Origin of the sequence: Paraburkholderia sp. J10-1 (assembly GCF_905220165.1) — a bacterium.
Lineage (GTDB): Bacteria > Pseudomonadota > Gammaproteobacteria > Burkholderiales > Burkholderiaceae > Paraburkholderia.
This window is the reverse complement of the sequence record NZ_CAJMYW010000009.1, coordinates 16,512-42,754: the sequence shown is the minus strand read 5'-3', so window position 1 is coordinate 42,754 and position 26,243 is coordinate 16,512. Positions and strand designations below refer to the sequence as shown.

Below are 26,243 nucleotides of genomic sequence, written 5' to 3'. Positions count from 1 at the left end.
ATGGGAGACCGCAATGACTGACTTCTCGACGCTGAAATACGACGTCAGCGATTTCATCGCGACCATTACGTTGAACCGACCCGAACGACTCAATGCGCTCGGAAAGAAGTCGCTCGAGGAAATCAACGCTGCGATGGATCGGGCTGAAACGGACGGACGCGTGAGAGCAATCGTCGTGACAGGTGAGGGTAAGGCGTTTTCGTCCGGCTTCGACCTCAAGGAGCAGATGGAGGCACGGCCGGAGGGCGAAGCAATCTGGCGCGAAATTCTCGACCGGGATTTCAATACGACGATGCGATTCTGGGACTGCCCGAAACCAACTATCGCTGCCGTCCATGGCGCCTGCCTTGCCGGTGCCTTTGAAATTGCGCTTGCATGCGACATCACGGTAGCAGCCGACTCCGCTATTTTCGGAGAGCCCGAACTGAAGTTTGGCGCGGGCATCGTCACGATGCTCCTGCCCTGGATGGCTAATCCGAAGCAGGCAAAGGAAATTATCCTGACTGGTCTCGACCACATCGATGCTCGCAGGGCAGTCGAACTAGGGTTCGTCAATCGCGTTGTCCCGGATGGCGAGCATTTGACTGAGGCACTACGCATTGCACGCACGATGTGCGTCATCGACCCGAATCTGGTCCGCGCAACGAAACGGGCAATCAATCATAGTTTCGAGGTGAGGGGCATGAAGGAATCCCTACGCCACTCCCTCAATATCGACCATGCAATCGAGTCGGCAGGGTCGCCCGACAAGAAGGCATTCATGGAAGTCGCTCGCGAGCAGGGTATGCGCGAAGCTATCCGATGGCGCGACCGTCGATTCGAAGGTTGACGCCAGCTATCACAAACATCTGACAGGAGAACAACTGATGTCTGAACAGACTTTCAACGCAATGGTGCTTCGCGAAGAGGACAAGAAGACCAAGGCTGCCATCGAGAGCCTCACGTTCGATGCGCTGCCAGGTGAAGACACGCTAGTCAAGATTGAATATTCGACCCTCAACTACAAGGACGCCTTGGCTGTTACGGGGAAGGGCAAGATTGTGAAGTCGTGGCCCCTTGTTCCGGGTATCGACTTCGCGGGGGAGGTGGTCGAGACGTCGAATCCAAAACTGAAAGCGGGTCAAAAGGTCGTCCTGACAGGCTGGAGCGTCGGCGAAAAATACTGGGGTGGCTACAGCCAGTACCAGCGGGTCCGCGGCGAGTGGTTGGTGCCGCTGCCGAAGGGCCTTACGACGCGTCAGGCCATGATGATTGGCACGGCCGGCTTCACGGGCATGCTGTGCGTGAACGCGCTTGAAGACGCTGGCGTCACTCCGCAGAGTGGTCCGGTTCTTGTCACCGGCGCGGCTGGCGGCGTTGGCAGCGTCGCGGTCGCTATTCTGAGCAAGCTGGGCTACAGTGTCTCCGCTCTCACCGGCAGCACTGACAAGCATGAGTACGTGAAGGCGCTTGGAGCGCAGGAGTTTGTGGATGGTCCGGAATGGGCTGACCCGCCTCGTCCGCTCGAAGGCCAGAAATGGGCTGCCGCAATCGATACGGTGGGCTCGAAGGTCCTGGCACGTGTGCTTGCCGAGATGAACTACAACGGAGTGGTGGCGGCGTGTGGGCTTGCAGGTGGCGCGGATTTGCCGACGACCGTCATGCCGTTCATCCTTCGTGGCGTGAAGCTCCTGGGCGTGGACTCGGTCATGCTCCCGTCGAAGGACCGCGTCATGGCGTGGAATCGAATTGTTATCGACCTGCCCGGCGACCTCCTCGATGGCATCACAGCGCAGACGGTCCGACTCGAAGAAGTCGGCGCTGCGGCAGAAGCCATGCTTGCAGGCCAGCTGCGCGGCCGCGTCCTCGTTGACGTGAACTGAGAACGACTACATAAGCGGAGACTTGAAATGCAAGAAGATTCCAGCAATGTTGTATTGTGCGATGTGCAAGACGGTATCGCCTGGTTGACCATTAACCGTCCGGACAAGCTCAACGCCCTGTCCTCAACGGTCGTCATCACGATGCGTCAATGGGTCCAGAAGCTCAACGACGACGATGCAGTTCGCGTCATCGTCATCAAGGGCGCAGGGAAGGCATTTTCGGTCGGCTATGACATTGCCGAGGAAGTCGCTGCAGGCATCGAGCGGCCGGAAGACTGGCACAACGCCCTCACGCGTAACGTAGACCTGTCGATGTCGGTATGGGCCTCGCACAAGCCGACAATCGCGGCGGTTGACGGATGGTGCCTGGCTGGAGCGTGTGAGCTGGCGATGGCTTGCGATATGGTCATTGCCACTGATCGCTCCCAATTTGGTGAGCCTGAAATCCGCTTCGGTTCGGGCCCGGTCACCATCCTTATGCCGTTCCTTATTGGTCAGAAAAAGACCAACGAGCTGCTCCTGACGGGCGACGTTATCCAGGCTGCCGAAGCGGAGAGAATTGGCATGATTAATCGTGTCGTGTCGCCGGACGAACTGCTTGAGACCGTGGAAAAACTCGCAAAGAAGATTGCCGTTACCCCGAATATCACGCTCAAGCTGACGAAGATTGCCCTGACCCGCGCCTACGAGGCTATGGGATTGCGACAGGCGGTGAATGCAAATCTGGACGTCGCAGCCACGCTGAACGCAGCATATTCTCCCGAAAAGGCCGGTTTTGCGCAGCGAGTCAAGGACGAGGGCCTTCGCAAGGCACTCGATTGGCGTGATTCTCGATACGGCAAGCTTTGATTCGAAACCACGGCGGTGTCGCTATCACCGATAGGGCACCGCCATCGATTGTTGCACGTCGCACGGCTATGCTTCGGCTGTTCCGAGGAGCAGCGCGCTTGCCGTGCCATTGAACAAGAACAGTTCGGCGTCAGATTTTATTAATTTGGTATCCGAATCATTGGAGACAATGATGAAAAGCACCATGCAGGCAAATCAGCTCGGCCTTCCGTTGTTGATGCGTCATGCATACCGCGTCAACGGTCGCTCACTGCTGGTATCCGTGTCTTCTTCTGGAGAGCGAATCGAGCAGACCTTTGCTGATACGGCGTTCCGCGCGGGCCGGCTCGCTGACGCGCTCGAACGACGTGGATTCCCCACGGATACGGTTGTCGGAACGCTGGCCGGCGCTTCGCGCGAGCATCTGGAGGCATATCTCGGCGTCCCCGCGAGTGGACGCCTCCTTCACACCCTCAACACGAGATTGCACTCCGACCAGCTGGTGTACATGGCCAAGTGCGCCAAGGATGAAGTGTTCATCGTTGATAGCCAGAATCTCGAGAAGTTCTGGTCGTTCGCCGACGAACTGGAGAATCTGAAACTTCTGGTTACCGTAGGCGCCAGGACGTCTGGCGAGTCTCCAAAATCGGGATTCGAGGTCATCGATTATGAGGAGCTTCTGGCAGAAGGGCAGCCACGAGTAGACTGGCCAGATATCGATGAAGGCAACGCGGCCATTATCTGCTTCACGGGCGGGACAACAGGTCTGCCGAAAGGCGTCGCTTACAGCCATCGGTCCATCTGGCTTCAGGCGATGAGTCTCTGCACTACAAATTCCGTGGGGCTCAGCAGTACTGACCGTTTGCTACCGGCGGTCCCGCTTTATCACGTGAATGGCTGGGGACTTCCATTCGCAGCATTGATGGCCGGATGTGACCTTATTTTGCCTGGGACAGCGTTGCAGCCGTCGGCCCTCATTAATCTCATTGAATCTGAGTCACCGACAGTGGCCGCTGGTGTCCCTACCATTTGGTCAGACGTGCTTTCGACGATGCGTGAGCGAGGCCTCATCGATTTGGGACGATTGAGGACCATCAGCTGTGGTGGAGCGCAGGTCCCGAGCCGGTTGTCCGACGACTACCGGGCACTTGGTATCCGCATGGTTCAAGCATGGGGCATGACGGAAACGTCATCCATGTCTGCAATCGCGCAAACGCCGGCATGGGCTACCGACGTTGACGACCTCCAGCGCTGTTCTTCAGCTCAGGGGCGTGTGGTGTGCGGGCTGGAAGTTCGCGTTGCCGACCTCGACGGTACAGAACTGCCGAACAATGGCGTGGCGGTTGGCGAAATACAGATTCGGGGTGCGTGGGTCACGTGCTCATATCTGGGCACCGACGACGAGAGCCATCTTCAGGACGGATGGCTGCGAACAGGCGACCTTGGCACCGTAGACCCGGACGGATTTATCCACCTCTCGGACCGCATGAAGGATGCAATCAAGTCGGGCGGGGAATGGATTCCGTCGTTAGCACTTGAGGATGCCATTCGTAGCCACCCCGAAGTCCTGGATGTCGCCGTCATCGCGGTGCCGGATGATCGATGGCAAGAGCGCCCAGCGGCAATCGTCGTTGTCGCGAAGGATAAGGTTATCGGTCCAGCTGACCTTCAGGAGTACCTGATGACGAGGGTCGCGAAATGGTGGATACCAGACAAGTGGGCGTTCGTCGACGTGCTGCCTCGCACGGCTGTTGGCAAGGCTGACAAGAAACGCATGCGTCAGCTTGCCGAATCGAACCTTAGCTGGGTATCGACCGCTAAGCCGAATGTGGTGACCAGTTCCGCAACGTCAACATCAACGTCGTGACAGCTTTCAAGCTTCACTCTTCTTCCCGCTGCCGTGCGGCGGTAATTTTGACTTTACCAGGAGGCATCTAATGTCCAATGTACACCCGTTCCTTGACGCCAAAGCACTTTCCGAGACGATTGACGCGGTCCGTCAAGACCGAAGCCTCGGGCACGTAACATTCTCGCTGGAAGGCAAGTCTGCAGGCGATCTGCGCCTGGTTTCCACGACGGGACCCATCTCACAGGCTGGCAACAAGGATGAGAGCCGCCGCGGAAAGTTCACGCTGCAAAGCGACGAGCCAATGTCGCTTCTCGGGACAGATTCCGCGGTCAGTCCGGCAGAATACATAATGAAGGGACTCGCGGGCTGCTACGCGGTGACCCTTGCCGCCTTGGCGTCGCAGGAGGGTATCGCGTTGAAGAACATCGCCGTTGAGCTTGAGTTCGATGTGGATCTGAGCGGCTTTCTCGGTATCGACAAGTCCGTTCGACCTGGCGCCAAGCAGATTCGCGTCGACGTCGCTCTCGACAGCCCCGGTACCCCCAAAGCCGACCTCGAGCGCCTTGTCGTGAGGTTGCAGGAGCACTCGCCGATTCGTGACACGCTTGCGAACCCCGTGGACGTCGTGACGCATCTCAGGTAACCAACGATACCACGTGCAGGACGGCACTTCGTGTTCCAGGCAGCAACAGCGTGTGCCGTCCGCTCATAGGGTTACGCAGCACTTACGGGCCCGCGTGACCGCTGCAGGTTGGTTTTTGGGGGCGGCCAGGTGTCCCCGAGACGGAGAAATATATGCGAGTGATTCTTCTCGGCGCACCGGGCGCCGGAAAAGGAACGCAGGCTCAATTGCTGAGAACGAAGTTCTGGATCCCCCAAGTATCGACCGGGGACATGCTGCGCGCCGCCGTTCGCGCACAGACACCGCTTGGGGTTGCGGCCAAGCGGTTCATGGATGCCGGCGAACTCGTTCCCGACGCGCTCATGATTGGACTTGTCGAGGACCGCCTTCGCGAACCTGACTGCATGAACGGATATTTGTTCGACGGATTTCCACGCACTGTCGCTCAGGCCGATGCGCTCAGGAATGCCAACGTCCACATCGACCACGTCATCGAGCTTGACGTGCCGTTCGACTACATCGTAGAGCGCATGGTAGGTCGTAGGGTGCATTTGGCCTCTGGCCGAAGTTACCACGTGAAGTACAACCCGCCCAAGCGAGAGATGCTTGACGACGTCACGGGCGAGCCGCTCACGATACGTGATGACGATGACGAAGAGACGGTTCGTCGCCGGCTTTCTGTGTATTCCAGCCAGACCCGTCCGCTTATCGATTTCTACTCAAAAAGGCGATGTTCGACAGACGCTTCTCATCAGCCTAGGACACCGTTCTATCACAGGATCTTGGGGCTTGGCGGAGTCGATGAAGTGCACGAGCGCATCGTCGATTCGATTGCGCGAGTCGATGTTGAGGCGCTGGATACCGGAACGTTTACCCGGAGGGGCTCATGAAGCGGGTTGAAGTGGTCGTGTGGTCAGATTTTGTCTGCCCGTGGTGCTGGATAGCAAAACGGCGACTCGAACAGGCAATAAGGGCAGTTGAGACGGAGGTTGAAGTAGTCGTCGAGTTGAAGGCGTATCGCCTGGCCAAGGGGATGATGCCAACCGACTTCGCGACGGCGCTGGCGCGTAAATTCGGCTCAATCAAACAGGCAGCCGAAATGATGGGTGCCGTGTCAGACCAGGCTGAACTGGAGGGGCTCAGGTATCGATTTGACTCAATGCGGTTTGGAGACACGGTAGATGCCCATGCACTCGTGAAGTCCGCAGCTTCCAGAGAGGCGAGGGCGAGCATTGCTGAGATGCTTTTCCAGGCTGGCACAACAGACGGCAAAGATATTTTCGACCGTGCAGTGCTTTTACAAATTGGTGCTGATGCTGGAATAAGACCCGGTGAGGTCGACTTTGAGGGCAAATCGCTGTTGGCTCAAATCAAACAGGATGAGATGGAAGCAAACGCCATCGCAAGCGGGGTGCCTCTCTTCGTCTTTAATGCGAAGACATATATATCGGGCGCTCAACCCACGCGGATCTTTGAAAGAGCGTTGCGGGAAAGCGCTGTGAGTATCGATGCACAAGGGCAGGTGCAGGGGCAATCGTGCGGTCTGGATGGCTGTAGCTGATAGGGTGAGCTATCAAGGCGACGTCACCGCTTGGAACGACGCTGTTCCGCATGGGGTGGCAGCGAGGCCCACTCGATGTGGGAGCCAGTTATCATCAAATCCGGCGCAGCAGTCGATTAGCACCGGTGGTGATGCGTCGCACGGCAATCCAGTGAATCACAATTGCCCACAATTGAAAAGCCGCCGGGGCGTACTCCGTGGACATCGTTCCAGTTTGGGGCGGGATTATTTTTCTTATCCGGTCCACAATTGGAGGGATGACGGCGGACCATCGCAGATTCGCCGCGCGCGAAGCGGGCTAACCCTTGTCCACCGATGAGCCCAGCAGCTCCTCGATCAGCTTCTTCTGCAGCAACTCCGACGCCTTGTTGGGGTTGCTGCTTCGCCACACCAGAAACAGTTCCGCATGCACCGGCGGCTCTATCGGCAGCGCGCGAAACACCACGTTCTCGAACTTCAGCCGCCTGGCGGATTCCGGCACGAGGGCAATGCCGGTTCCCCCACTGACGAGCGAAAGCATGGTGTGTGTATTCGCGACGTACTGCACGTAACGCGGCGTCACCGACGCTGCACGGAACAGGCCGGCCAGCAGCTCATACGAATAGCGGCCATCGGACGGCGAGTACATGACCAGCGCTTCGCCGTCGACGCTGCGAAGCGTGAGGCGCCTTTCCTGTGTCAACGGATGATCCGACGGCATCGCCAGCACGAAACGCTCGCGCAGCAGGCACACGCTCTCGAGCCCCGGCGGACTCATCGTGAGCGGCCGGATCAGGCAAAGATCTAGCCGCCCGGCGTTGATCGCGTCGATCTGGTCGAGCGTGGTCATCTCTTTCAATTCCAGCTCGATGCCGGGGAACTCCTCCCGTACGACCGATACGACCTTCGGCAGCACGCTGAAGGCGGCCACCGCCAGAAAGCCCAGCGTGACGCTGCCCGTTTCGCCACCCCGTGCGCGTCGCGCCGTGAGCTGCGCATGTTGCACGCGCCGCAGGATGTCCTCCGCTTCGGGCAGAAACGCCTTGCCGCTTGCCGTGAGCTTGACCGAGCGACGGTCGCGTTCGAACAGCGATACACCGAGTTCGCGTTCGAGCAGCTGGATATTCCGCGTAAGCGGCGGTTGCGTCATGTTGAGCCGCAGAGCGGCGCGCCCGAAGTGGAGCTCCGCCGCAACCATGGTGAAGCAACGCAGGTGAATGAGCTGGATCATATTCCAGATTTTATATCACCGGATATCAACAGGGAATTGGACGCTCATGTGCCGAGCCCCTAGACTGCTCAACAACAAGTCGAACTCCAGTGTACGAGTTCCCGACCCACAATACCAGGAGACGTCATGTCGACCATCAGCATCGGCGACGAGCGGGCCACCATGAGCGACGTATTGATCCAGCTGCACCCGGACGATAGCGTGGCCATCTGCAGACGCGCACTGCGCGAGGGCGAGCGCCTTACGCCGGACTTTTCTGCCCGCCAGGACATTCCTGCTGCGCACAAGATCGCGATCCGGTCGTTGCAGGAAGGCGAACCGGTGCGCAAGTACGGTCAGGTCATCGGCTACGCGTCGCGCCCGATCGTGCCAGGCGATCATGTGCACGAGCATAACCTGAGCATCGGCGAAGTCGACAAGGACTACGCCTTCTGCATCGACAGGAAGCCGACACACTTCATCTCTCCCGCTGCGACTTTCAACGGCATCGTACGCGACGACGGGCGCATCGCCACGCGCAATTACATCGGCATCCTGTCGACGGTGAACTGCAGCGCGCACGTGGCCGAGGTGGCTGCGCGCTTCTTCGAGAAAAACCCGTTGACGGGGGAAGATCCGCTCGCCGCGTTCCCGAACGTCGACGGCGTGGTCGCCTTGACGCACAAGACCGGTTGCGGGATGAGTTCCGGCGAGCCGCTGCAGATCCTGCGTCGCGTGATGGCGGGCTACGCGACCCATCCGAACTTCTTTCGTGTCATCGTCGTGGGCCTCGGCTGCGAGGTGAACCAGGTTTCGACCTTCCTCGACAGGACTGGATTGCAGGACCGCGTCGTGTCGCTAAGCATCCAGTCGATCGGCGGCAGCCAGAAGGCGATCGAACACATCGTCGGAAGCGTCAGGGAATGCCTGCCGCTCGCAAATCAGGTGAAGCGTGAGCCGGTGCCCGCGTCTGCTCTGTCGGTCGCCCTCATCTGTGGCGGCTCCGACGGCTACTCGGGCATCACCGCTAATCCTGCCCTCGGCGCGGCGAGCGATCTGCTCGTGCGCCATGGCGGCACGGTCATCCTGTCGGAGACGCCGGAGACGTACGGCGCGGAGCATCTCCTCACGCGCCGCGCCGAAGACGAAGCGATTGGCAGGAAGCTCGTCGAACGGATGGCCTGGTGGACGCAATACGCCGAACGCGAGAACGTTTCGCTGAACGCGAATCCGACGCCGGGGAACAAGGCCGGCGGCATCACGACGATTCTGGAAAAATCGTTGGGCGCGATGACGAAGTCCGGCAGCACCAATCTGCGCGAGGTTATCGAGTATGCACAACCGGTGACGCAGAAAGGCTTCGTCTTCATGGACGCACCTGGATTCGATCCGGTCCAGGTGACGGGGCAGATCGCGAGCGGAGCCAACCTCGTCGCATTCACGACAGGGCGGGGCAGTGTCTTCGGCGCGAAGCCGGCCCCGTCGATCAAGCTCGCGACCAACACGAAGATGTTCCGTCACATGCAGGACGACATGGACATCAACTGCGGCACAATCGTGGACGGAACGGAGACGCTCGAGCAATGCGGGCAACGGATCTTCGATCTGTTACTGCACGTCGCCTCGGGAGAAAAGAGCAAGAGCGAACAGATGGATTTCGGCAAGTCCGAATTCGCGCCGTGGATTCAGGGCGCGTGCATCTGAGCGCCTGTGTCCCGAACCTTCGCATACGGACGTACGCATCCGTCAAAAGATAGCCCTCACTATATTCAGGATTTGCCATGAATGGAGCCAAGAGTCTCGTCGAGACGCTGTTGAAGTCCGGCGTAGATACCTGCTTTGCTAATCCCGGCACGAGCGAGATGCATTTCGTTGCCGCGCTGGATCAAAGTCCCGGCATGCGGTGCGTGCTCGGTCTTCAGGAAAACGTCGTTACCGGCATGGCGGACGGTTACTACCGCGTCTCCGGCAAGGTTGCCTGCACGTTGCTGCATTGCGGACCGGGCCTCGCCAACGGCATGGCGAATCTGCATAACGCGTATCGCGCCCGCAGCGGTGTCGTGAACATTGTCGGTGACCAGGCAACCTACCACCGGCAGTACGACGCACCACTGACAGCGAAGACCGTTGCGATGGCCGAGACCGTCTCGCAGTGGGTCCGTTCCAGCAGCGACAGCCGCAAGCTCGGCGGCGACGCGGCGCACGCGGTCGCCGCCGCGCTCACGACGCCGGGTCAGATCGCGACGCTGATCGTGCCGTCGGACACCTCATGGAACGAAGGTGGCGAAGTCGCCGCGGCCGTGCCGGTTCCGCAGCCGCCGCATGTCGCCTCCGCAGCGATCGATGCTGCTGCAAGGGCATTGGAGGACAACGGCGGCAAAACGCTGATCCTGCTGTCGGGCAAGGGCGCGCTGCGCGAAGGCCAGGCGCTGGCCGCGCGGATTGCGAGCGCGACCGGCGCGCATATCATGCTCGACTACACCGCGCCGCGCGTGCAGCGCGGCGAAGGCGCCCTGGCACTGGAGCGCGTGCCGTACGCGACGGACCGTGCGGTCGAGGTACTCGGCGCCTATGAAAACATCATCCTCGTCAACGCGAATCCGCCGGTCGCGTTCTTCGCGTATCCGGACAAGCCGTCCATCCAGTATCGACCGGACGCTGCGTTGCTGGTCCTGACGCAGCCGGACCAGAATGCGCTGGAAGGCTTGTCGCGGCTCGCCGACGCACTCGACGCCCCGCCCGTGAAGTTGCCTTCTCATGGCGAGCGAGCGCAGGTCGCCAGCGGTTCGCCGTCGCCCGAGAAGCTCGCTCAGACCATCGCGGCGGTGATTCCTGAGCACACCATCATCTCGGATGAAAGCGTGTCGTACGGCCGCGGCTTCTACGCGTTTTCGAACGCGGCGCCGGCTCACGAATGGCTGCACCTGGTGGGCGGCGCGATCGGCGACGGACTGCCGATTGCCACGGGTGCGGCGATCGGGACCGGCGGCGAACAGCGCGTGGTGTCCATCCAGGCCGACGGTGCGGGTATGTATTCGCTGCAGGCATTGTGGACCCAGGCGCGCGAGCGGCTGCCCGTGACGACCATCGTCATCAGCAACCGCAAATACAACATTCTCATCAACGAGTACAAGAACGTCGGCGCTGTGGCGGGCGAGACCGCAATGAACATGCTGAGTCTCGCGGACCCCGATCTCGACTGGGTCGCGCTGGCGAACGGCCTGGGCGTCGAAGCCGCTCGCGCGCACGACATGGAAACGCTGGCGGATCTGATGACGGCAAGCTTCAGGGAAAGGAAGCCTTTCCTGATCGAGCTGATCGTCTAGGACAGACAAACCACAACAATGGAGACAAGGAAGATCATGGAAGCCGTTCATAGCAAGACGTTGACCGAAAGAGAGATCCGCTGGATTCCCGTGATGGTCTTCGCCTATCTGCTGCTGCTGGCGGATGGCATCGACTTTCTCTATCTGGCGCTCAGCCTCACCAGTCTGAAGCACGACTTCGGCCTGACCGACGTGCAGGCGGGCTCGTTCGGGAGTGCTTCGCTCGCTGCGATGCTGGTGGGCGGTATCGTCGGCGGCTGGGCCTGCGACCGTTACGGCCGGGTGCGCTCGCTGGTCGTGGCGACCGTGATCTTCTCGCTGGGTACGTCCTGTCTTGGATTCACACAGGACTACTGGCAGTTTCTGCTGATTCGCTTCATCGGCTCGCTCGGTATCGGTGCGGTGTACGTCGGCGCGAACACGCTCGTCTTCGAGTACGCGCCGGTCAAACACAGAACGACGGTGCTCGGCACGCTGCAATCGGGCTGGACCGTGGGCTATGTGGTGGCTTCGGTGCTGGCGGGTGCGATCCTGCCGCACTACGGCTGGCGCTATCTCTTCTTCACGTCAGCCGTCCCGGTGGTGCTCGCGATCTTCATGCACGCGTTCATCCGCGATTCGGACGCGTACCTCGAAGCGAAGCGCAAGCGTGAGGCCGAGGCGCGCAGTGGTGCAGGCAAGCAACCCTCGATCCTGCGGAGCATCTTCGACAACCCCGAGCAACGCCAGCGCTTCATCGTCTGGACGATCGGTGCGACCCTGCTTCAGTTCGCATATTACGGTGTGGTCAACTGGATACCGGCCTACCTGCAGTCGCAGATGCACATCTCGTTCTCGTCGATTGCCGGTTTCCTGATTGCCACCTTTATCGCGTCGACCTTCGCGAAGATTGCGGCGGGCTGGCTCGCCGACCGCATCGGTCGACGCCTGATGTTCTTCCTCGCGAGTGCTTTGACTGCGGTATTCATTCCGATCGTCGTCCTCTACAAGACGCCCGACAACATTCTCTACCTGATGACGATCTTCGGCTTCTTCTACGGGATGCCTTACGGTGTGACCGCAACCTTCATGAGCGAGAGCTTCCCGACCGACGTGCGCGGCTCGGCAAGCGGCACCGCCTACAACATCGGGCGGCTGGGCGGCGTGCTGGCACCCGTGACTATCGGCTACCTCAGTGCAGCGGGACACATCGACGCCGGCTTCATGCTGATGGCAGTGGCGTTCCTCGCCTGCGGCCTGGTTCCCGCTCTGTTGATCCGGGGCAAGACTTACTAGATCCGTACGTCGTGGCGTCGAGACGTAGGGAATCTGTTTCCTTTCTCAATGTGATCTCTGTCTCCCCGCTGCGGTGGGGACGGCATCCTCTTTTCGCTCTTTTCATGGGATAGCCATGTGTGCAAGCCAGTTCATCGATAGCGACGAAATCAGAAGCCGCTTTTCGAAAGCGATGTCCGAGATGTACCGTCTCGAGGTCCCTCAATACAGTACGTTGATGGAGCTCGTCGCGGACATCAACGAAAGCACGATGGCTGATGCCGGTCATGGCATGCAGGTCAGCGCACCTGAGCGCAACCGTCTGCAGGTGGAGCGTCACGGCGCGATCCGTCTTGGCAAGGCGAGCGAGCTCGCTGACATCCGCCGGATCTTCGCGGTGATGGGCATGTTGCCTGTCGGTTACTACGATCTCTCATCGGCCGGCGTGCCGGTTCATTCGACCGCATTCCGGCCCGTCGCAGACGAGTCGCTGCTGCGCAATCCGTTCCGGGTATTCACCTCGCTGCTGCGCCTTGAACTGATCGAGGACGAAGCACTGCGCGAGCGTGCCAGAACGATTCTCGCCAGACGAGAGATCTTCTCGGCGCGGGCGCTGGAGCTCGTGCGTCAGTTCGAGTCGAACGGCGGCCTGACCAGCGAAGAAGCCGACGAGTTCGTCGGGGAAGTACGGGAGACGTTCCGCTGGCATCGTGAAGCCACGGTGGACGCAGACACTTACCGCGAGTTTCACGATGCTCATCGTCTGATTGCCGACGTGGTGTGTTTCAAGGGACCGCATATCAACCACCTCACGCCGAGAACACTCGACATCGACGCTGCGCAGGTGGAGATGCCACGCCGCGGGATCGGTGCGAAAGAGCTGATCGAAGGGCCTCCTTCGCGACGTCATCCCATTCTGTTGCGGCAGACGAGTTTCAAGGCGCTGGAGGAAGCGATCCTGTTCCCGAATGGCGCCGGCCATGAGGATGGCACGCACACTGCCCGCTTCGGCGAGATCGAGCAACGTGGTATGGCGCTGACCCGTGAGGGACGCGAGCTGTATGACACACTGCTCGCACAGGTGAACGCGCGCAGCGACGAGCGCTACGAAGTGCGCCTTACGCAGGCGTTCGCGTCGTTTCCCGACGACCTGGGTGCGCTGCGCGAACAGGGTCTCGCCTTTTTCCGCTATGAGGTGAAGGATGCCGCGCGCCTGAAAGACATGGCGAACGCCGGCGCCGGTTTCGACCTCGAACGCCTGATCGAGTCGGGCATCGTCGTGGCGCAGCCTGTCACTTATGAAGACTTCCTGCCGGTGAGCGCGGCCGGCATTTTCCAGTCGAACCTGGGCGAGTCGGGCCGCACGCATGGCAAAGGCAACAGTGCGCGGTATGCGTTCGAGGCGTCTCTGGGTGCCCCGGTGCTCGACGAGATGGAACTGTACGAACGGGCGTCACGCGAGTCGCTGGAACAGGTGCGCAGCGCCCTTGAGACGAAGGTCGCGTCCTGACTTCGGCCGCGGCGCAGAAAGCCATAACAAAAGGAGACGACATCATGATCGGAAGTACGCAATGGCAAGGGCGACGCGCAATGAGCGTCGGAGTGTTCATCTGTGCCGCACTCGGTGCGCTGGCGAGTCAGACCTGTCGTGCCGAGCTGCTCGTGTCGAGCAACGATGGACATACAGAACTCAAGGACGGTCAACTGCTGCCCTCCGCGTCGCCCAGACCCGACACGCTGACGGTCGTGGACGTCGCGAACAACGGCTATCGCGTGCTCAGCACGACCGACATGCCGGGTAGTGTGATCGGTCCGCCGATGAGCGTATGGGTTTCGCCCGATGAGTCGTGGGGGATCGTCACCGCCTCGTCGAAGATCGGCAACGACACACCGAAGAAGATCGTGCCGAACGACGAGGTGGCGGTCTTCAGCCTGGGCGGCGAACCCAACGGTGCAAAGGCGACGATCACGCAGCGCCTGCCCGCGGGCGCAGGCGCAACTACCGTGCGTCTGTCGCCGGATGGCCGGTACGCTGTGATCCCGAACCGCAACGGCGGGTCGGTGTCGTTCTTCAGGGTTGACGGCCACACGCTGACACCGTTCTACACGATCGATATCGGCAAGGACAGCGGCACCAACGGTGCGGTGTTCCTCAAGGACAGCCGGACCGTGCTGGTGACGGTGCAGAACCAGAACCGCGTGGCGGTGCTGCATATCGACGGCGACAAGGTCGTCGAAGACAAGCGCTCGATCACCACCGGTCTCGCGCCGCTCACGATCGACGTCAATGCGGACCGCACGCTCGCCGCAGTCTCGAACATGGGGCGCGGCGCCGGCGACGTGGATACGGTAAGCCTGATCGATCTGACCAGCGCGCCGTACCGGACGGTCGACACCGCCGCGGTGCCGAGCGGACCAGAGCCGATGAAATTCTCGCCCGACGGGCGCTTCCTTGCCGTGGGCTCGGAAAACGGATCGAGCAAGGGCTCGACTACACCGTTCTACCACACGTATGGCTATCTCTCGATGTTCGCCGTGAACCATGGCCATCTGTCGCTCGTGGCCCAGGCCCAGTCAGGCGCCTACCTCGAAGGGCTCGCGTTCTCTCGCGACGGATCCCGGGTATATGTTCAGGAAAACAGCAAGAACCTGATCTGGGTCTACGGATGGAACGGCAGCCAGCTCAACGTGATGGCGAAGATGCCGACGCCCACAGGCCCGTCAGCATTGGTAACGGCATGGCCTTGATGCGTATGGTAACGCCAGGGCGCAAACGACGCGGGCCGACTATTCCAACCTCCCATTGCCAATCATGACATCTTCACACTATACCGATACGCAACTCTTTATCGACGGCGAATGGTGTCCGTCGTTGGACCGCTCGACCATCGAAGTGACGAATCCAGCCACTGGCGAAGTGATCGGCACTGTGGCGCGCGCGCGCCACGCAGATCTCGAGCGGGCGATCGTCGCTGCGCAGTCGGGCTTCGTGCGCTGGAAGAATACCCCCGCGTTCGAACGGGCAGCAGCAATGCGTCGCGCTGCGTCGCTGCTCAGAGACCGCCTGGAGTCAATCGCCCGCCTGCTGACCCTTGAGCAGGGCAAGCCGATCACGGAAGCGCGCATTGAGGTGCTGTCTGCGGCGGATATCATTGAATGGTTCGCCGACGAAGGGCGCCGCGTCTACGGCCGCGTAGTGCCTCCCCGCACCATGTGGGCACAGCAACTGGTCCTGAAGGAGCCGGTGGGCCCTGTCGCTGCGTTTACACCGTGGAATTTTCCGATCAACCAGATCGTACGCAAGCTGTCTGCCGCACTTACCACTGGTTGTTCGTTTCTGGTGAAGGCGCCGGAGGAAACGCCGGCGGCGCCAGCTGCACTCATCAAGGCGTTTGCAGACGCGGGCGTGCCGGCCGGCGTACTGGGTCTCGTGTTTGGTGATCCAGCCGAGGTCTCGAGCTATCTGATTACACATCCCGCCATCCGCAAGGTGACGTTCACGGGTTCCACTGTCGTTGGCAAGCAGCTCGCCGCGTTAGCCGGCCAGCACATGAAACGGGTCACGATGGAACTCGGTGGACATGCCCCGGTCATCGTGGCTGACGACGCGGACGTTGACCTTGCGGCGAGAGTGATGTGTGCAGCCAAGTTCCGCAACGCCGGGCAGGTCTGCATCTCGCCCACGCGGTTTCTCGTGCACGACAGCATTCGTGACGCCTTCGCAAATGCCCTGGTGAGCCATGCGCAGGCGTTGAAGGTTGGGCATGGTCTTGAAGAGGGCACGCAACTTGGGCCGCTCGCCAATGAGCGGAGGCTGCAGGCCATGCGCGACATCGTGCGTAATGCTCGTGAGTGCGGTGCGACCGTCGCGACGGGCGGAGAACGCGTCGGTTCCACAGGCAATTTCTTCGCGGCAACCGTGCTGACGGACGTCCCTCTCGACGCGGACGTCTTCAACAATGAGCCGTTCGGTCCGATCGCGGCTATACGGGGCTTCACGAATCTCGAGGATGCGATCAACGAGGCAAACCGTCTGCCCTTCGGACTCGCCAGCTATGCGTTTACGCGCTCGGTCAGGAACGTCCACGTCTTGAGTCATCGGATGCATGCGGGCATGTTGTGGATCAATCAGGCGGCAACGGCCTGGCCCGAACTGCCGTTCGGTGGAGTGCGCGATTCGGGTTATGGCTCGGAAGGTGGCCCGGAAGCGCTCGAGCCCTATCTCGCTGTGAAGACCGTCTCTGTATCGGCAATAGAGTGACCAGCATGTGAGAGCTCATGTCTGATTGGCCAGGCGCTTGCCTCGGAATTTGCAGCCTCTACGTGAGACACAGATGACAGCACATCAGGAGCGTCGCCGTCGCTTTCTGCAGCAGGTGATCGCTGTAGTTCCCGTTTCCACCGCCGTTACAGTGACCCAATCGGCCTGCAGCAGCCGCACGAGCCCGGAAGGTCCGGCGACAGCGACCGGTCCAGCAGACAGCGGCGCCATGTACTATCCGACCTTTTTCACTTCGGATGAGTGGACCTTCATCCGGGCGGCCGTCGACCGTCTTGTACCCGAAGACGAGCTCGGCGCTGGAGCGTTGAAGGCGGGCGTGCCGGAATACATTGACCGTCAGATGGAAACGCCCTATGGACACGGCAAGCTCTGGTACATGCAGGGACCGTTCCATCCAGACCAGGCTCCCGAGATGGGCTACCAGATGAGCCTGACACCGCGCGACATCTACCGTAACGGTATCCGCGACTGCGACGCTTATTGCAGAAAGCAGTACGGAGGCAGGATTTTCGCGCAACTCGATCACGCCAGCCAGGAGGCTGTGTTCCACGCCATCGAGGCGAATACGGTTCACTTCGACTCGCTGCCGGCGCGTACCTTCTTTTCCTGCCTGCTCGGCAATACGAAAGAAGGCTTCTTTGCAGATCCGATCTACGGCGGCAACAAGGGCATGGTCGGCTGGAAGATGGTGGGTTTTCCAGGCGCGAGGGCGGACTTCGCAGACTGGATTGATCAGCCCGGCGCACATTATCCGTATGGCCCGGTGTCGATCGATGGCAGGCGGGGGTGAGGAATACCAATGCGAAAGGAAAAAGTCGATTGCGTGATTGTCGGATTCGGCTGGACTGGTGCCATTCTGGGCCAGGAGCTGACTGATGCCGGGTTGAATGTCGTTGCACTCGAACGCGGCGCGATGCGTGACACGCCCACCGATGCGGAATATCCGAAGGTCGCCGACGAACTGAAGTATGCGGTGCGCGGGCATCTGTTCCAGGATCTGTCCGGCGAGACAGTGACCATCCGTCATGGTGTGAACGATCTTGCTGTGCCTTACCGGCAGCAGGGTTCTTTTTATCTTGGCAACGGTGTGGGGGGCGCAGGGTTTCACTGGAACGGCATGCATTACCGCATGCTGCCAGAAGAACTGCAGTTGCGGACACGCTACGAAGAGCGGTACGGCAGCAGGTTCTTTCCTGAAGGGATGCAGGTTCAGGATTTTGGCGTGACATACGATGAGATGGAGCCGTTCTTCGATTTCGCGGAGAAGGTATTTGGCACGTCGGGCAAGGCTGGTAACCTCAACGGCCGGATCCAGCCGGGCGGCAATCCGCTCGAGGGAAGACGCACGAGCGAATTTCCGACTCCACCGCTGAAGAATGGTCTGGGCGCGCAGCTCTTCGAGAAGGCAGCACGTGACGTCGGATTTCATCCGTATCCCGCACCGGCGGCGAACACATCGCAGCCGTATACGAATCCGTACGGCGTGCGGCTTGGTCCGTGTAACTTCTGCGGATTCTGCGAAGACTTCGGCTGCTATATGTATTCGAAGGCGTCGCCACAGACGACAATCCTGCCGGTCCTGCTGAAGAAGCCCAACTTCGAACTTCGCACGCAGTCCTACGTGACCAGGATTCTGCTCTCACCCGACAGGAAGTCTGCAACCGGAGTGACGTATATCGACGCTCAGGGTCGGGAGATCGAGCAGCCGGCCGACATGGTGATCGTCGCGGCATTCCAGATGCACAACGTGCGTCTGCTGTTGCTGTCGGGCATCGGCACGCCGTACGATCCCCACACGGGTCTGGGGACGGTCGGGCGCAACTACGCCTATCAGATGAATGGCAGCATCAACGTACTGTTGCCCAGGGGCGCGCAGCTCAATCCTTTTGTCGGAACGGGTGCTGGGGGGGTGGGCATCGACGATCTGAACGGCGACCAGTTCGACCACGGGCCGCTGGGCTTTGTGGGCGGTGCGAGCATTCGGCATATCCGCTATGGGGGCCGTCCGATCAAGCAGACGCCGACTGTTCCCGGCACCCCGACCTGGGGTCGCGGCTGGAAGGCTGGTGTGGTGGATGCCTATCAGCGCTTCATGACGATCGGCATTTCCGGTTCAGTAATGCCCTACCGCGACGCGTATCTCGACCTCGACCCCACGTATCGCGACCGTTATGGCTTGCCGCTGTTGCGGATGACGTTTGACTGGCACGACAACGAATACGCAATGATTGGCTACATGGGTGACCGAATGGAGGAAGTCGCGAAGGCGATGAATCCGGAAAGGTATTTCCGCGCGATTCGCAGGAAAGGTCAGCACTATGACACCCGGGTCTATCAGACGACACATACGACCGGCGGCGCGGTGATGGGCACGTCGCCAGAGACGAGCGTGGTCAACCGGTATCTGCAAAGTTGGGATGTGCCGAACGTGTTCGTGATGGGTGCGTCGGCGTTCCCCCAGAACATGGGCTATAACCCCACGGGAATCGTGGCCGCTCTGGCGTTTCACACGTCGAAGGCGATCCGTGAGCAGTATCTGAAAAATCCCGGCGCTCCGCTGGTTCAGGCTTGAGGCGCAGTGTGAAGACCATGAAGACGCACATGTCGATCGTGTTCTCGTCAGCAGCCATTTTCGTTGTGACGGCGATGGCCGTGTTCGGCCGGATTCAGGCTGCCACGCAGCCTGGCGAGGCGATCGTTGCGCTGGCACAAACCGGTGCCACGGACAATGCCGACCCCGCAATGATCGCAAAGGGCAGGTATCTTGCGACTGCGGGAGACTGCATTGCATGTCACACAGCAAAAGGAGGCAGGCCATTCGCCGGGGGGCTCGGTCTGGACTCACCGATCGGGCAGATCTATTCGACGAATATTACGCCGGACCGGCGCACCGGTATCGGTGACTACAGTTACGCGGACTTCGACAACGCCATACGTCGCGGGATCAGAAAGGACGGTTCGAGCCTGTATCCTGCGATGCCGTATGTGTCCTACTCCAAAATGCGGCCGTCGGATGTGAGGGCTTTGTACGCTTACTTCATGCACGGGGTGACGCCCGTCTCGCAACCGAACACGACTGAAGATATCGCGTGGCCACTGTCATTGCGCTGGCCGCTGCGTTTCTGGCGCATGGCATTTTCACCGGAGGCTGAGGTGAACGAGTCGTCGGTCTCAGCGGATCCGGTCACGCGAGGTCGATATCTGGTTGAGGGTCTCGCGCATTGTGGCGCATGTCATACGCCACGCGGGGTTGGCTTCCAGGAGTTGGCGCTCACCGATGATGGCAGGACCTTCCTGTCCGGGAGTGTCATCGATGGGTATGTCGCGAACAATTTGCGGGAAGACCAGAAGGATGGGATTGGCAAGTGGACTGAATCCGATATTGTCGGGTTCCTGAAGAGCGGCCGCATTTCACATTCAGCGGCCTTTGGTGGCATGGCGGAAGTCGTCGAGGACAGTACCCAGCACATGACCGATGCGGACCTCAAGGCGATCGCCGCGTACCTCAAAACGCTTGCACCGAAAGGTGCGTCGACCCCCGCGCTGCAGGGCAATAACGCCGCAGGCAACGCACTGCGTGCAGGGACCGTTCATGGCAACGGTGAGCTGACGTTCATCGACAATTGTGCCGCCTGTCATCGCACCAGTGGCAGCGGCTACGACAGCACGTTCCCGAAGCTCGCGCTTTCATCAGTTGTCAATGCGGACGATCCTACCTCGCTGATCCATATCGTGCTTGACGGTGCCCAGATGCCCTGGACAAACGCCGCCCCAACGCACTATTCGATGCCAGGCTTCGCCGGACGTCTGACCGATCGGGACATTGCAGATGTGCTGACGTTCGTGCGTTCGAGCTGGGGAAATCATGCAGCACTTGTGTCTGCAGGACAGGTTCGCAAGGTGCGAGAGTCGTTGGGATTGCCCGGACAGCCCGTCCTCCCACAAAACTAACGACGGACCTGCCACTCGTCGGACGCGAGTCCAATCCGGGAGCGAACTGGTCATAATCGTCGCTGCTGACTGTTGACGTTCATCCAGAGATGACCTGATGGCACCCTCGATGATTCTGGGCATCGTCCCGATGCCCATCCTCGCGGCTGGCTCAGCCTTCGTCAGGCCGCAGGCGAGAAGACGGGACACCGATTTCAATTTTTCCGGTTGCAACGTCGTACACGAGACCCGAGACTGCGTAACCTCCTGGGACATCGGCGTTCGCCCTGAGCGCCGCCACGTCCAGCGCCACCGCTTTGTATGGGTCGTTAATTTCCAGGGTGTCGAGTTCGGCCGCCGTAACGCCCATATGTTCTGCCAGGAGCCTGGGCTCATGACAGTAGCACCGTTTGATGCCGCAGTCGGTATGGTGCAGGACGATGAGGTTCGAGTCGGGCCCGATGTTGCCGCCCGCCGCAAGGGTGACCGTGCGCAGAATCCGGAGCGTTTCAACTACGGACGGATTCACCCGGCCGCCGACATTACGGAAGATCGCGGCTTCCCCGGGCGCTAGCTTGAAAATATCCATGGGGTCGACGCGCGGGTCCACGCATCCAATGATGAGCGATTTGCTCGTCGGCATCATCCGTAGGCTAGGGTTGAAGCCCTCTCCGGCGAACTCAGCGTTACGACGCATCAGGGTGTCGATGTAGTCCATGACGTGTTCCTTGGAGATGAAATGTGAAGAATCCAGGCATTAGGGCAGTCTGGTCGACATCATTGCCTGCAATGCCTTCGGGTCCGCGGTGTAGCGCTCGTAAAGCACGCGCGATTGGCCGCCCGCCACGACCTCGTCATTCGCGCCCGCTTGCACGGCATCTAGCGCGTCTGTAACCAGTTCCCGCGGCGGCATACGCGGCTCAGGCATGTTTGCACCCATAGGTGTATCGGTCTGCACGGCAATCACACCAACCACCTGTGTGCCATTCGCGCCGAGTTCAGCGCGGATACTTCGGGTCAGCGAAAGCGTCGCCGCTTTGGACGCGGAGTATGTCGCCGCCTTCGGCAAGCTCACGAGCGCGAGCATGGAGAGCATGTTGAGCACAGCGCCACCGCCCGACGCCGCGAGAATTGGAGCGAAGGCACGCGTCATCGAAAGCGTGCCGAAGTAATTCACTTCCATTTCGCGTCGCGCAGCTTCCATATCAGGTGCCGCAATCGAGCCCTCGAAAGCCGAGTAGCCAGCGTTGTTGATGAGCAATGACACGTCACTCGCCACGCTGGCTGCAGCGGCGACCTGGTCCGGGTCCGTCACGTCGAGCGGCAGCGGTACGAGGCGCTTGTCGCCATCTTTGAGAAGTTCGTGAAGCGAAGCGGTATCGCGTGCTGCCACGTATACCTTGGCTGCGCCGCGGTCCAGCAGGTCCGTGGCAAAAGTCCGTCCCAAGCCGCCATTGGCACCGGTGACAAGAGCAATCGAGCCTGTGATGTTCATGATGATTTTCCTTTTCTCGGGGGGGCCGGCTCGAAAGCCGGAACCTTGGCTATTAATGAGCGTTGAGTCTGTCTGCGTGGAGCCTGGCGAATTCACCAACTGTCATGGAGCGGCGGCCAGTCAGCGTCTCGACGTTGTTGTCAGAGCCGGACATATGGCCGTTCTGATAGTCGAGCATTGCGCCTGCGAAGTGCTTGACGACGTATTCAGGTACGCCCATTTCGGTGAGCGACGCCGTGTACTCGTCAATCGGCAGGTCTTGAAACACAATCTTGCGACCGAGCGCTTCGCTCAGTTCTGCGGCCATCTGCTCGTGGTCCATTTCGGACGGACCCGAGAGGTCAATCGTCGTACCAATATGGCCTTCCGGGTTCTTCAGTAACGCTGCAATCGCGCGGCCCTGGTCTGCGACTGCGATGGGCGAATGGCGACCCTTGCCGGCCGGAATACGCAGGATCCCGTGCTGGAGGTACGGGAGTTGGAACGGATACAGCAGCCAGTCGAGGAAGTAGGTAGGGCGCAGATGAATGACAGGCACGCCCGACCAGTTGAATACTGCTTCCGAAATAAACGTATCACGACATGAGTCGCTGGTCGAATGACGATTTGCTGACCGCTGCGAGAGGTTGATGACCGCCTTCGTGCCCGCTTCCTTTGCCGCCTGTGCGAAATTGACGGTGGCGTGGAGAAGTCCCGGCGCAACAGGGTACACAAAGTAGGCAGCTTCGACGCCTTCGAGTGCGGCACGGATTGGGTTGACGTCAAACATGTCACCGACTACCACTTCGGCACCCTGAGCCGTTAGCGCATCGGAACGTTCGTCAATCTTGCGCACCATTGCGCGGACATGCAGGCCGAGGGCAATCGCTTCACGAACGGCTGCGCCACCGGTGTCACCGGTGGCGCCCGTAATCAACACTTTCTTCGACATGACAGTAGCTCCTGAGAAGTCACATTGGCTGGAACGCCCACGACACGTGTCGTGATCGCTGCGTTGAGGTGAATGATGGAGTTGCTGCCTCTGACCCGGTAGCCATTGATTTCGTCTAACATTTATGCTGAGACAGCATAGATCGACGTATGGCGCATGCCGACAGATGGAAGGGTCAGCGAACGCGGCGCGCGTTGGGGGTGCTGCCGCTGTGCACGATGGGGAAAGCCGATTGCCTTCAATCTATGCGGGGCTGATATGACGTCGTCCGCTCGCTTTCGAGCGGCGACCATGCGACGGAAAGAGGTGAAACTTGAAAGACCTTCTAACTCTCAAGCTCTACACCCGCGTTGCGCGGCTAGGTAGCTTTTCCGCAGCGGCGCGGGAAGGTGGCCTGGCGCAGTCGCAGGTCTCGCGGATGGTCGCAGAACTCGAGGCGAACCTCGGCGTCCGGTTGTTGACGCGTACGACGCGCGCCGTCGTCCCAACGGAGGCGGGGCTCGAGTTTCTTTCTCGCATGGAGCCCGCATTGGCCGCCATTGAGGACGCCCAGAACAGCGTACGCGAGACGGGCGAGCTTCGTGGATTGCTTCGTGTCGGCATGCCCTCGACGATGGGCACGCGAGTCATCATGCCACGGTTGTCGCCATTTACTGAACGGCATCCCCGGCTTCGCGTTGAACTCCTCCTGGACGACACGTGGCAGGACCTGGTGCGCGATGCCGTTGATGTCGGTATCAGGGTAGGCGTTCTTCCAGATGCGTCTGGAACCAGGCGGCTGCTTGGGACAATGCACCGGGCATTTGTCGCATCGCCAGCCTACGTTGCGCGCCACGGCATGCCCAAAGAGCCGGCGGACCTGGAGAAGCATCGAATCGTTACCGGGCCGGCAGCGCCGAATTCACGGTCCTGGAAGTTTGAGCGTGACGGAAAGACGGTGGCGGTCGAGGTGGAACCGCATGTCGCGACGAACGATACGGCGGGCGCGCTGGCCGCTGCGGCGAGTGGTTTAGGGATTGCCGCCACAACCTCCTGGGCTTGCAGGCGGGAAGTGCAAACCGGCGAACTATTGCTGATGTTGCCCGACTGGAAGACGACGGAACTCCCCGTCCACGCGTATTTCCCGATGGGACGAGCGACCCGTAAGGCCGCTCGCGCCTTCGTTGACTTCATCGCTGTGGAACTCAAGACCAATCCACCTCTAATTCGCGAATCCGAGTGAAGCACGAGGAATGAATCAAGGCGTCCCTAATCGGTTGAAACGCATGCATTGCTAGTATGCGCGCGAACTCAACGACGAAGAATACCCCTGCGGTGTGCGTGTCAGCTTGCGCGCAAGTCGATAAGGTTGTGGCCGTCATAAGAGAGGAATCCTTATCCATACGTCGGCATTGCGCAGCCAGTATCGGATGGAATCGAGATCTCGGTGCATGTGCCAAATTCCGATTTCACTAGCGCTACCGAAAAGATAGACAAGGCGTGGATCCGCAGAGGGTCCTCGCGTTTCGTGCGCCGCGGAAGGTACCAACATTGCGCCGACTGTGCAAAGGACCGGCCATCGCACACTCCAGGTGGCACATCAGATTCGAGGCGTGCGTGATGACCGTCGCGTAGCGGCTTTGCCGCCAGTTGGCTGCTTCCGACAGGGAGTAGGGCGACCCGGTGGTAGTATCCCAAAGCTTTCTGCTACTTGCGTCCGATTTTTAGCGCATCGATACTCGTGGGCACTTTTGGCCCCAAGAGCGGCCGTCGCCACCGTCCAAGGCGCAATTTGGACCCTGACCTTTGAAGAAAAATGAACGTTTGTGTTCTTGGTGGTGGCGTCATCGGGGTGACGACTGCGTATTTGCTCGCGAGGGAGGGATGCCAGGTTACGGTCGTTGAGCAACATCGGCAAGTGGGACATGAGACGAGCTTCGCTAACGGCGCGCAGCTCTGTTACAGCTACGTTGCTCCGCTAGCGGCGCCGTCGGTCTTTTCCCATCTACCGAAATGGCTATTCGACCGCAATGCACCGCTCCGCTTCCTGCCGAGTTTGGACCCGGACCAGTGGGTTTGGAGCTTGAAGTTTCTCCTGCAGTGCACGAGCGAACGTAGTCGTCAGAGTACCGTAGAGCTGCAGCGGCTAAGTGCATATAGCAAACAGGTAATGGACGAGATTTTGAGCAATGAAAGTATTGACTTCGACTTCACACAGACAGGGAAGCTCGTTATCTATCGCGATGCGGATGACTTTGCAGCTGCTCGGAGGCAAGTTGAAATTCAAAGCTGGTCTGGTGTCGTTCAAACTGTGCTAGACGCTCGGTCGTGCGTTGAGAAGGAGCCCGCGCTTCAGTCGATGGAGCAAGTCCTTGCGGGCGGCATCTTCACTCCGACCGAGGGGGCTGGCGACTGCTATGTCTTCACACGAGAGCTTGCGCGTATCTCGGCGGCGAAGTACGGGGTCAACTTTGTCAACGGTACGAAGCTACTAGGACTTCGGCAGGAGGGTGATCGTATCGTCGCTGCGCGTACATCGGGTGGCGATGTGAATGCCGATTTCTTCGTCGTAGCATTGGGGAACGGCAGTCGGGAGGCGTTGGCCCCACTTGGCGTGAGGCTTCCTCTCCTGCCGTTGAAAGGGTACAGCCTTACGTTGCCTATTGGGGAGAAGCACGCTGCACCGACCATCAGCGTAACCGATGTGCATCATAAGATTGTTTATGCGCGACTCGGTTCTCGTCTGCGAATAGCAGGCATGGTGGATATGACACCCGCCGGATACAGAGACGACCCGAGACGGGTCGAATTGCTTAAGGCGCAGGCCCAGTCAGTTATGCCGAATGCGGGTGACTTTACGAAAGCAGAGGTCTGGACAGGATTTCGGCCGGCCACTCCCGATAGCAGGCCTGTTTTGGGGTGTTCGGGGGTGTCGAACCTTCGCTTAAATGCGGGCCACGGAGCACTCGGTTTTACATTGGCTTGCGCCAGCGCGCGACTCGTAGTTGATGAGATATGCGGTGTACCGACTGCGCTTGATCTGGCTCCGTACAGCCTCACGGGCCGGAATTCGCGTCGCCAGTATGGAGCGGTCACGTGAAAGCGGATGTGGCCGGCGCATCACCGTATCCGGAC

At 60.1% G+C, this 26,243-nt stretch carries 22 protein-coding genes; 18 read left to right on the top strand and 4 right to left on the bottom strand.

Annotated features, from left to right (window positions below; genetic code table 11):
• Positions 1-13: 13 nt before the first annotated feature.
• The 7 genes from U5A65_RS25490 to U5A65_RS25460 all read left to right on the top strand — a co-directional run bounded on the left by U5A65_RS25490 (position 14) and on the right by U5A65_RS25460 (position 6,722).
• Positions 14-829 carry an enoyl-CoA hydratase/isomerase family protein gene (locus tag U5A65_RS25490; RefSeq protein WP_321948044.1) on the top strand — a complete coding sequence of 272 codons (816 nt, stop codon included), beginning with the start codon at positions 14-16 and terminating at the stop codon, positions 827-829.
• A 37-nt stretch (positions 830-866) separates the two neighbouring features.
• A complete protein-coding gene (locus tag U5A65_RS25485; protein ID WP_321938766.1) occupies positions 867-1,862 on the top strand; it encodes an MDR family oxidoreductase in 996 nt (331 codons plus the stop codon).
• Positions 1,863-1,889: 27 nt separating this feature from the next.
• Positions 1,890-2,711, top strand: a complete 822-nt coding sequence (locus U5A65_RS25480; RefSeq protein WP_321938764.1) for an enoyl-CoA hydratase/isomerase family protein — start codon at positions 1,890-1,892, stop codon at positions 2,709-2,711.
• Between the two features lie 103 nt (positions 2,712-2,814).
• On the top strand, positions 2,815-4,557 hold the full coding sequence (locus tag U5A65_RS25475; protein WP_321948042.1) for a long-chain-fatty-acid--CoA ligase: 1,743 nt from the start codon (positions 2,815-2,817) through the stop codon (positions 4,555-4,557).
• 70 nt (positions 4,558-4,627) lie between these two features.
• The gene (locus tag U5A65_RS25470; protein ID WP_321948041.1) at positions 4,628-5,182 is read left to right on the top strand and encodes an OsmC family protein; all 555 of its coding nucleotides are present in this window, start codon (positions 4,628-4,630) and stop codon (positions 5,180-5,182) included.
• 152 nt (positions 5,183-5,334) lie between these two features.
• On the top strand, positions 5,335-6,051 hold the full coding sequence (gene adk, locus U5A65_RS25465; protein WP_321948039.1) for an adenylate kinase: 717 nt from the start codon (positions 5,335-5,337) through the stop codon (positions 6,049-6,051).
• Positions 6,048-6,722 carry a DsbA family oxidoreductase gene (locus U5A65_RS25460; RefSeq protein WP_321948037.1) on the top strand — a complete coding sequence of 225 codons (675 nt, stop codon included), beginning with the start codon at positions 6,048-6,050 and terminating at the stop codon, positions 6,720-6,722. Before adk ends, U5A65_RS25460 begins: the two co-directional genes overlap by 4 nt.
• 298 nt (positions 6,723-7,020) lie before the next feature.
• Here U5A65_RS25460 and U5A65_RS25455 read toward each other — a convergent pair whose 3' ends face one another.
• Positions 7,021-7,932: a LysR family transcriptional regulator gene (locus U5A65_RS25455; protein ID WP_321938756.1), complete on the bottom strand. Its 912-nt coding sequence runs from the start codon at positions 7,930-7,932 to the stop codon at positions 7,021-7,023.
• Positions 7,933-8,058: 126 nt separating this feature from the next.
• On the opposite strand from U5A65_RS25455, the gene U5A65_RS25450 reads away from it, so the two are divergent.
• The 9 genes from U5A65_RS25450 (at position 8,059) to U5A65_RS25410 (ending at position 20,724) form a co-directional block, all read left to right on the top strand.
• Positions 8,059-9,615 carry an altronate dehydratase family protein gene (locus U5A65_RS25450; protein WP_321948036.1) on the top strand — a complete coding sequence of 519 codons (1,557 nt, stop codon included), beginning with the start codon at positions 8,059-8,061 and terminating at the stop codon, positions 9,613-9,615.
• 77 nt (positions 9,616-9,692) lie between these two features.
• Complete coding sequence (locus tag U5A65_RS25445; protein WP_321948035.1) at positions 9,693-11,237, top strand: acetolactate synthase large subunit; 1,545 nt, start codon at positions 9,693-9,695, stop codon at positions 11,235-11,237.
• A 36-nt stretch (positions 11,238-11,273) separates the two neighbouring features.
• Positions 11,274-12,512, top strand: coding sequence for an MFS transporter (locus U5A65_RS25440; protein WP_321948034.1), 1,239 nt, complete (start codon positions 11,274-11,276; stop codon positions 12,510-12,512).
• 115 nt (positions 12,513-12,627) lie between these two features.
• Positions 12,628-14,001, top strand: coding sequence for a VOC family protein (locus U5A65_RS25435; RefSeq protein ID WP_321948032.1), 1,374 nt, complete (start codon positions 12,628-12,630; stop codon positions 13,999-14,001).
• Between the two features lie 44 nt (positions 14,002-14,045).
• A complete protein-coding gene (locus U5A65_RS25430) occupies positions 14,046-15,239 on the top strand; it encodes a YncE family protein (protein WP_321948030.1) in 1,194 nt (397 codons plus the stop codon).
• A 64-nt stretch (positions 15,240-15,303) separates the two neighbouring features.
• Positions 15,304-16,752, top strand: a complete 1,449-nt coding sequence (locus U5A65_RS25425) for an NAD-dependent succinate-semialdehyde dehydrogenase (protein ID WP_321948029.1) — start codon at positions 15,304-15,306, stop codon at positions 16,750-16,752.
• 73 nt (positions 16,753-16,825) lie between these two features.
• Positions 16,826-17,563: a gluconate 2-dehydrogenase subunit 3 family protein gene (locus U5A65_RS25420; protein ID WP_321948027.1), complete on the top strand. Its 738-nt coding sequence runs from the start codon at positions 16,826-16,828 to the stop codon at positions 17,561-17,563.
• Between the two features lie 9 nt (positions 17,564-17,572).
• A complete protein-coding gene (locus tag U5A65_RS25415) occupies positions 17,573-19,345 on the top strand; it encodes a GMC family oxidoreductase (protein ID WP_415765589.1) in 1,773 nt (590 codons plus the stop codon).
• Between the two features lie 8 nt (positions 19,346-19,353).
• Positions 19,354-20,724: a c-type cytochrome gene (locus tag U5A65_RS25410; protein ID WP_415765587.1), complete on the top strand. Its 1,371-nt coding sequence runs from the start codon at positions 19,354-19,356 to the stop codon at positions 20,722-20,724.
• A gap of 151 nt (positions 20,725-20,875) precedes the next feature.
• On the opposite strand, the gene U5A65_RS25405 is transcribed toward U5A65_RS25410, so the two are convergent.
• The 3 genes from U5A65_RS25405 to U5A65_RS25395 are packed head-to-tail and all read right to left on the bottom strand — an operon-like array spanning position 20,876 to position 23,129.
• The gene (locus tag U5A65_RS25405) at positions 20,876-21,421 is read right to left on the bottom strand and encodes a carbonic anhydrase (protein WP_321948026.1); all 546 of its coding nucleotides are present in this window, start codon (positions 21,419-21,421) and stop codon (positions 20,876-20,878) included.
• A gap of 39 nt (positions 21,422-21,460) precedes the next feature.
• Positions 21,461-22,294: an SDR family NAD(P)-dependent oxidoreductase gene (locus U5A65_RS25400; RefSeq protein WP_321948025.1), complete on the bottom strand. Its 834-nt coding sequence runs from the start codon at positions 22,292-22,294 to the stop codon at positions 21,461-21,463.
• Entirely contained in the window at positions 22,251-23,129 is an 879-nt protein-coding gene (locus U5A65_RS25395; protein ID WP_321948023.1) for an NmrA family NAD(P)-binding protein, read from the bottom strand. Before U5A65_RS25395 ends, U5A65_RS25400 begins: the two co-directional genes overlap by 44 nt.
• A gap of 313 nt (positions 23,130-23,442) precedes the next feature.
• On the opposite strand from U5A65_RS25395, the gene U5A65_RS25390 reads away from it, so the two are divergent.
• Both U5A65_RS25390 and U5A65_RS25385 read left to right on the top strand, forming a co-directional pair.
• The gene (locus tag U5A65_RS25390; RefSeq protein ID WP_321948021.1) at positions 23,443-24,351 is read left to right on the top strand and encodes a LysR family transcriptional regulator; all 909 of its coding nucleotides are present in this window, start codon (positions 23,443-23,445) and stop codon (positions 24,349-24,351) included.
• A gap of 573 nt (positions 24,352-24,924) precedes the next feature.
• The gene (locus U5A65_RS25385) at positions 24,925-26,208 is read left to right on the top strand and encodes a D-amino acid dehydrogenase (RefSeq protein ID WP_321948019.1); all 1,284 of its coding nucleotides are present in this window, start codon (positions 24,925-24,927) and stop codon (positions 26,206-26,208) included.
• Positions 26,209-26,243 lie beyond the last annotated feature (35 nt).

What these genes read in the sequence shown, in the direction of transcription:
- U5A65_RS25435 (WP_321948032.1), top strand. Translation starts at nt 12,628, where the DNA reads ATGTGTGCAAGCCAGTTCATCGATAGCGACGAAATCAGAAGCCGCTTT.
- U5A65_RS25460 (WP_321948037.1), top strand. Translation starts at nt 6,048, where the DNA reads ATGAAGCGGGTTGAAGTGGTCGTGTGGTCAGATTTTGTCTGCCCGTGG.
- U5A65_RS25385 (WP_321948019.1), top strand. Translation starts at nt 24,925, where the DNA reads ATGAACGTTTGTGTTCTTGGTGGTGGCGTCATCGGGGTGACGACTGCG.
- U5A65_RS25455 (WP_321938756.1), bottom strand. Translation starts at nt 7,932, where the DNA reads ATGATCCAGCTCATTCACCTGCGTTGCTTCACCATGGTTGCGGCGGAG.
- U5A65_RS25405 (WP_321948026.1), bottom strand. Translation starts at nt 21,421, where the DNA reads ATGGACTACATCGACACCCTGATGCGTCGTAACGCTGAGTTCGCCGGA.
- adk (WP_321948039.1), top strand. Translation starts at nt 5,335, where the DNA reads ATGCGAGTGATTCTTCTCGGCGCACCGGGCGCCGGAAAAGGAACGCAG.
- U5A65_RS25480 (WP_321938764.1), top strand. Translation starts at nt 1,890, where the DNA reads ATGCAAGAAGATTCCAGCAATGTTGTATTGTGCGATGTGCAAGACGGT.
- U5A65_RS25490 (WP_321948044.1), top strand. Translation starts at nt 14, where the DNA reads ATGACTGACTTCTCGACGCTGAAATACGACGTCAGCGATTTCATCGCG.
- U5A65_RS25485 (WP_321938766.1), top strand. Translation starts at nt 867, where the DNA reads ATGTCTGAACAGACTTTCAACGCAATGGTGCTTCGCGAAGAGGACAAG.
- U5A65_RS25420 (WP_321948027.1), top strand. Translation starts at nt 16,826, where the DNA reads ATGACAGCACATCAGGAGCGTCGCCGTCGCTTTCTGCAGCAGGTGATC.
- U5A65_RS25415 (WP_415765589.1), top strand. Translation starts at nt 17,573, where the DNA reads ATGCGAAAGGAAAAAGTCGATTGCGTGATTGTCGGATTCGGCTGGACT.
- U5A65_RS25425 (WP_321948029.1), top strand. Translation starts at nt 15,304, where the DNA reads ATGACATCTTCACACTATACCGATACGCAACTCTTTATCGACGGCGAA.
- U5A65_RS25470 (WP_321948041.1), top strand. Translation starts at nt 4,628, where the DNA reads ATGTCCAATGTACACCCGTTCCTTGACGCCAAAGCACTTTCCGAGACG.
- U5A65_RS25395 (WP_321948023.1), bottom strand. Translation starts at nt 23,129, where the DNA reads ATGTCGAAGAAAGTGTTGATTACGGGCGCCACCGGTGACACCGGTGGC.
- U5A65_RS25450 (WP_321948036.1), top strand. Translation starts at nt 8,059, where the DNA reads ATGTCGACCATCAGCATCGGCGACGAGCGGGCCACCATGAGCGACGTA.
- U5A65_RS25440 (WP_321948034.1), top strand. Translation starts at nt 11,274, where the DNA reads ATGGAAGCCGTTCATAGCAAGACGTTGACCGAAAGAGAGATCCGCTGG.
- U5A65_RS25445 (WP_321948035.1), top strand. Translation starts at nt 9,693, where the DNA reads ATGAATGGAGCCAAGAGTCTCGTCGAGACGCTGTTGAAGTCCGGCGTA.
- U5A65_RS25430 (WP_321948030.1), top strand. Translation starts at nt 14,046, where the DNA reads ATGATCGGAAGTACGCAATGGCAAGGGCGACGCGCAATGAGCGTCGGA.